The sequence below is a fragment of the Pseudomonas sp. P5_B2 genome (genome assembly GCF_056400445.1).
This window is the reverse complement of the sequence record NZ_JBFULH010000268.1, coordinates 1-5,746: the sequence shown is the minus strand read 5'-3', so window position 1 is coordinate 5,746 and position 5,746 is coordinate 1. Positions and strand designations below refer to the sequence as shown.

Annotated in this window: 5 protein-coding genes; 1 reads left to right on the top strand and 4 read right to left on the bottom strand. The window is 58.5% G+C overall.

What is annotated here, in order from left to right; genetic code table 11:
- Positions 1–213 (bottom strand): pilus assembly protein PilM (gene pilM, locus AC1DRJ_RS17955; RefSeq protein ID WP_477803340.1); only part of this gene is annotated, 213 nt, incomplete at its 3' end.
- Positions 214–432: 219 nt separating this feature from the next.
- Here pilM and AC1DRJ_RS17950 point away from each other — a divergent pair.
- Entirely contained in the window at positions 433–2,874 is a 2,442-nt protein-coding gene (locus AC1DRJ_RS17950; RefSeq protein WP_477803341.1) for a penicillin-binding protein 1A, read from the top strand.
- A gap of 166 nt (positions 2,875–3,040) precedes the next feature.
- Here AC1DRJ_RS17950 and AC1DRJ_RS17945 read toward each other — a convergent pair whose 3' ends face one another.
- From AC1DRJ_RS17945 to rpmE, 3 genes are all read right to left on the bottom strand, one after another.
- Positions 3,041–4,309 (bottom strand): malic enzyme-like NAD(P)-binding protein, encoded by a 1,269-nt coding sequence (locus tag AC1DRJ_RS17945; RefSeq protein ID WP_477803339.1) that lies wholly within the window; start codon positions 4,307–4,309, stop codon positions 3,041–3,043.
- Between the two features lie 182 nt (positions 4,310–4,491).
- Positions 4,492–5,292 carry a thermonuclease family protein gene (locus AC1DRJ_RS17940; protein WP_477803338.1) on the bottom strand — a complete coding sequence of 267 codons (801 nt, stop codon included), beginning with the start codon at positions 5,290–5,292 and terminating at the stop codon, positions 4,492–4,494.
- A 14-nt stretch (positions 5,293–5,306) separates the two neighbouring features.
- Complete coding sequence (gene rpmE, locus AC1DRJ_RS17935) at positions 5,307–5,537, bottom strand: 50S ribosomal protein L31 (RefSeq protein WP_007899231.1); 231 nt, start codon at positions 5,535–5,537, stop codon at positions 5,307–5,309.
- Between the last annotated feature and the right edge of the window lie 209 nt (positions 5,538–5,746).

Genomic DNA, 5,746 nt, shown 5'->3' with positions numbered 1-5,746 from the left:
GGCCTTGAGCAGTACACGAGAGAGCGCATGCCCGACGCCTTCGAGCTCGGCGATGTTTTTTTCGACCACGGCATTAGCGGGCAACGGCTCTACCGCGTATGCCTCGACCCGATAGCGGCCGCCCTGGCGGCTCAATTCCAGTAGCTTTACCGACGTGGAGCTGATGTCGATCCCCAACAGCATGTTGGCTTTTTTATTGAAGAGTCCTGGCACTACCCATTCCCTATGACTTTCCGTGTCTTACGGACTGTGTAATATCCGTTGCGTTCATTACCTCCCGTCTTGACAGAAGCGCCCATGACGCTCCCTGCGGAAAAATGCTTATAATGCCCAGCGTTTTTTTCCGGTTTTTACTTCAAGCGCGGGCCGTTCCCTGTTTATCTGAACCCTGATGCCTCATTCATTCTTTGCCCTGGATGTTCAAAAGCCTTGATTCGTCTGCTGAAATTTTTCGGTTGGTCCATCGTCGCCGTTTTCTGCGGACTGCTTCTGGGTCTAAGCGGCGCCTTTCTCTACCTTAGCCCCGGATTACCCTCCGTGGAGGCGCTGAGAAGCATCCAGTTGCAGATTCCTTTGCGGGTCTACAGCAGCGATAACAAGTTGATCGCAGAGTTTGGCGAAATGCGCCGCACTCCGATCCGTTTCGCCGACATTCCCCCCAATTTCATTAATGCGTTACTAAGTGCTGAAGACGACAATTTCGCCAACCACTATGGCGTCGATCCCAGCAGTCTGATGCGTGCGGCCACCCAATTGGTCAAAAGCGGACACATTCAGTCCGGTGGCAGCACCATCACCATGCAGGTGGCGAAGAACTTCTTCCTGAGCAGCGAACGTAGCTTCTCGCGCAAAACCACCGAAATTCTTCTGGCCTTGCAGATCGAACGGCAGCTGAGCAAGGACGAGATCCTTGAGCTGTACGTCAACAAGATTTACCTGGGCAACCGCGCCTACGGCATCGAGGCAGCGGCACAGGTTTATTACGGCAAATCGATTCGTGATGTCAGCCTCGCCCAGATGGCGATGATCGCCGGCCTGCCCAAAGCCCCGTCGCGCTTCAATCCGCTGGCCAATCCGGCACGCAGCAAAGAGCGTCGCGACTGGATTCTGGGGCGCATGTACAAGCTGGGAAAAATCACCGAAGCCGACTACACCACGGCGATCAACGAACCGCTGAACGCCAGCTATCACGTCCCGACACCAGAAGTGAATGCGCCGTACATCGCCGAAATGGCCCGGGCTGAGATGGTCGGCCGCTACGGCAGCGACGCCTACACCGAAGGCTTTCGCGTGACCACGACCGTGCCGAGCAATCTGCAGGAAATGGCCAATACCGCCGTTCACGATGGCTTGATCACCTATGACCAACGCCATGGTTATCGCGGCCCCGAGTCGCGCCTGCCGGGCAAGACCCGTGAGGCCTGGGCAACCGAGTTGACCAAGCAACGCACCATCAACGGCCTTGAACCCGCCATAGTCACTCAGGTCGACAAAAACGGCCTGCAAGTGATGACCCGCACCGGAGAGGGGCACGTCAGCTGGGACAGCATGAAGTGGGCGCGCCCGTTCCTGAACACCAACAGCATGGGGCCCAATCCGAAGCAGCCGTCGGATGTGGCTCAAGTCGGTGACTTGATTCGCGTGCAGCGTCAGCCGGACAACACCCTGAAATTCAGCCAGATCCCACAGGCGCAAGGCGCGCTGGTTTCACTGGATCCGCAGAATGGGGCCATTCGTGCGCTGGTCGGCGGTTTCGCCTTCGAACAGAGCAATTACAACCGCGCCATGCAGGCCAAGCGTCAGCCAGGCTCGAGCTTCAAACCGTTCGTCTACAGCGCCGCGCTGGATAATGGCTACACCGCCTCCACCCTGGTGAACGACGCACCGATCGTGTTTGTCGACGAATACCTGGACAAGGTCTGGCGCCCGAAGAACGACACCAACACCTTCCTCGGCCCGATTCGCCTGCGTGAGGCGTTGTACAAGTCGCGCAACCTGGTGTCGATCCGCTTGCTGCAAGCGATGGGAGTAGGCAAGACCATCGACTACATCACCCGCTTTGGCTTCAACAAGCAGGACCTACCGCCCAACCTGTCGCTGGCGCTGGGCACCGCGACCCTGACACCGATGGAGATCGCCACCGGCTGGAGCACCTTCGCCAACGGCGGCTACAAGATCACCCCATACATCATCGACAAGATCGAAAGCCGTAACGGCGACACGCTGTTCGTCGCCAACCCGCCGAGCGTTCCTCATGGCGACGTAGCGACCAGCGGCGTTGCTGCACCGGCCGCACAACCATTTACAGTCAATGCGACCTCGACCGAGGCTCCAGCCATGCCGGGCATTGCACCGCCAGCACCAGCCGTTGCCGAGCGCATCATTGATGGCCGCACCACCTACATCCTCAACAGCATGCTGGAGGATGTGATCAAGCTCGGTACCGGCCGTCGAGCACTGGCCCTGGGACGTGGTGACATCGCGGGCAAGACCGGTACGACCAACGAATCCAAGGACGCGTGGTTCTCCGGCTATAACGCCGATTACGTGACCACCGTCTGGACCGGTTTCGACCAGCCGGAAAGCCTGGGCCGCAAGGAGTTCGGCGGCACCGTCGCGCTGCCGATCTGGATGAACTACATGGCTGCGGCCCTTAAAGACAAGCCGCCGCATACTCAATCAGAGCCTGAAGGCATCCTGAGCCTGCGGGTCGACCCGGTCAGCGGTCGTGCCGCCAGCCCAGGCACACCAGGCGCGTACTTTGAACTATTCAAGGCCGAAGACACGCCACCGTCGGGGGAGGAACTGGGTAACGGCAGTGCGCCGGGCAGCCCGCTGCCGGCAGATGAAGCGGCGCCGATCGATTTGTTCTAGAGAGGCAGCTACAAGTTTCAAGCTGCAAGCTGAAGCAAGAGCCCCGCGCCTCGCTTTTAACTTGCAGCTTGTAGCTTGTAGCTTGTAGCTTGTAGCTTGTAGCTTGCCACTTTAAGCCCATAAAAAAACCCAGCACCAAGCTGGGTTTTTTTATGGGCGACTGCTTTTATCCGTTAAACACGTCATCCACGCTTTTCAGCGGGTAGTTCTTCGGATACGGCAGCGTCGCCACGCCGGTCTCGATAGCAGCTTTGGCCACGGCATCGGAGATCAAGGTGATCAGACGGGCATCCATTGGTTTCGGAATGATGTACTCACGACCGAATTCCAGCTTGATGCCGCCGTAGGCGTCGCACACTTCCTGAGGCACTGGCAGTTTGGCCAGTTCGCGCAGGGCGTTGGCCGCAGCCACTTTCATTTCTTCGTTGATGCGCTTGGCGCGAACGTCCAAGGCACCACGGAAGATGAACGGGAAGCCCAGTACGTTGTTGACCTGGTTCGGGTAGTCCGAACGACCGGTCGCCATGATTACGTCGTCACGGGTGGCGTGAGCCAGTTCCGGGGAGATTTCCGGATCCGGGTTAGAGCACGCGAACACGATCGGGTTGGCCGCCATGGACTTCAGGCCTTCAGCGCTCAGCAGGTTCGGACCGGACAGGCCAACGAACACGTCAGCACCCGCCAGCGCGTCAGCCAGGGTGCGCTTTTCGGTCGCGTGGGCGAAGACAGCCTTGTACTGGTTCAGGTCATCACGGCCCGAGTGGATCACGCCGGTACGGTCAACCATGAAGATGTTTTCGATGTTGGCGCCCATGCTCACCAGCAATTTCATGCAGGAGATGGCGGCCGCACCGGCACCCAGGCAGACGATCTTGGCGTCAGCCAGGGTTTTGCCAGCGATTTCCAGGGCATTGATCATGCCGGCCGCGGTTACGATTGCGGTGCCGTGCTGATCATCGTGGAATACCGGAATGTCGCACTGCTCGATCAGAGCGCGTTCGATCTCAAAGCACTCAGGCGCCTTGATGTCTTCCAGGTTGATGCCACCGAAGGTGATGGAGATGCGCTTGACGGTGTCGATGAAGGCTTGCGGGCTTTCGGAATCGACTTCGATGTCGAATACGTCAATGCCGGCGAAGCGCTTGAACAGCACGCCTTTACCTTCCATTACAGGCTTGGAAGCCAATGGGCCGAGGTTACCCAGGCCGAGAATCGCGGTGCCATCGGAAATGACTGCCACCAGGTTGCCCTTGCCGGTGTATTTGTAGGCCAGTTCAGGATCGCGGGCGATTTCGCGTACTGGTTCGGCTACGCCGGGGCTGTAAGCCAGCGACAGGTCGCGGGCGGTAGCGGTGGCCTTGGTGAGCTCGACACTCAGCTTCCCTGGACGAGGATGAGCGTGATATTCGAGAGCGGCAGTTTTCAGATCAGACATTTTGGCATTCCGCTTTTACTGTTGGACAGACTGGTCAGCGAGGATACGCGCCTCGCAAAATCCCCACAAGACTGACCAGTCACCCCTGCCAAGCGCCCTGCCCTGAGACTTTGGGCCAAGAGCCACGGAACACAAGGGATTGACTGTTCACAATCAACAGTAAAAATGTCTACAATTTTTTCTTATTGTGCCGCCTGCAACATCGACGGATCGGTGAGCGGGAGAAGCCAACGTGCCTGCCCGGATYTCAGTTCGCCGCGACGCGACCGGTCCAGCACCCAGCCGCGAGCCTCAATCTGCTTGTCCTTGAGCTTTTCCAGCGCAGAGGCATCGAATTGCCCGAGCACATTGGGTGCAACACGCAATACAACCGAGTCCTGCAACTCGATCCAAACCCCACCACGATTGCGCTGAACATTGCTCACACGACCGCTAAGCACGGCGAAACCGGATTCGCTGATCTGCTCCGCTTTGAGTACAGGGGATTGACGCCACACGCCAAGGCTGGCCTGCCGAGCGCTGCGTTCGGCGGCTTGCTGGCAACTGACCAAATCGACATTGGGTGCGACCGCCACTTGAAAACCCAAGCCTTCGGCAAGCATCTGCGCTTCGAGGTTGGCACCGTCGGCACCATAGATATGGGCCAGTGTGCGGCCATAGCGATCCTTGCTTTCTTTACCCTGTAGCAAACCGACGCGGCCATCGCTGGCCGCCACCAGCGCTTCAAGACGCTGGCGAGCGACCACGGCAAACGGCTCGTCGGAACGGCCCTGCCTGGCCAATTCCGGTGTGTTCAAGCCAATCATGCGCACACTGCGGCCATCGTTCAGGCGCAAGGTGTCGCCATCCACCACCCGCTGCACCGTGACCAATGTCAGCCCGCTCGGCGCCGGGCAAAAAGCCTGTGCGCCGGTCAGCCAAATCGCGGACACAAAAAAGGCGCCCGCTAGGGACGCCTTTTTCAACAGCAAGGAAAAGCCCATCGGGCCCTTCAACCTTACTCTGCAGCAGCTGGAGCTTTCTTGCCGAAAGCGCCGAAACGGTCTGCGAAGCGCTGTACACGACCGCCAGTATCCAGAGTCTTCTGCTTACCGGTGTAGAACGGGTGGCACTCGTTGCATACGTCGATCGCCAGAGGCTTGGCCAGGTTCGAACGAGTTTCGAACTTGTTGCCACAGCTGCAGGTAACTGCGGTGATTTCGTATGTTGGATGGATATCGGCTTTCATGATGATTCCTCAGGCTAGCGTGCCGCCACTCAACACTATTGTTGAATACCGCACGTAATTAGGCCGCGGATTCTACCAGACAATGCCAATCACGCAAGCTGTCCCTCAAACCAGTCGTCTGCTAGGCTCCCGACCCAAAGCGCGTCCCCTGTGGGAGTGAGCCTGCTCGCGATGGCGGTGTGTAAGCCTGCATTTGTGGTGTCTGACAC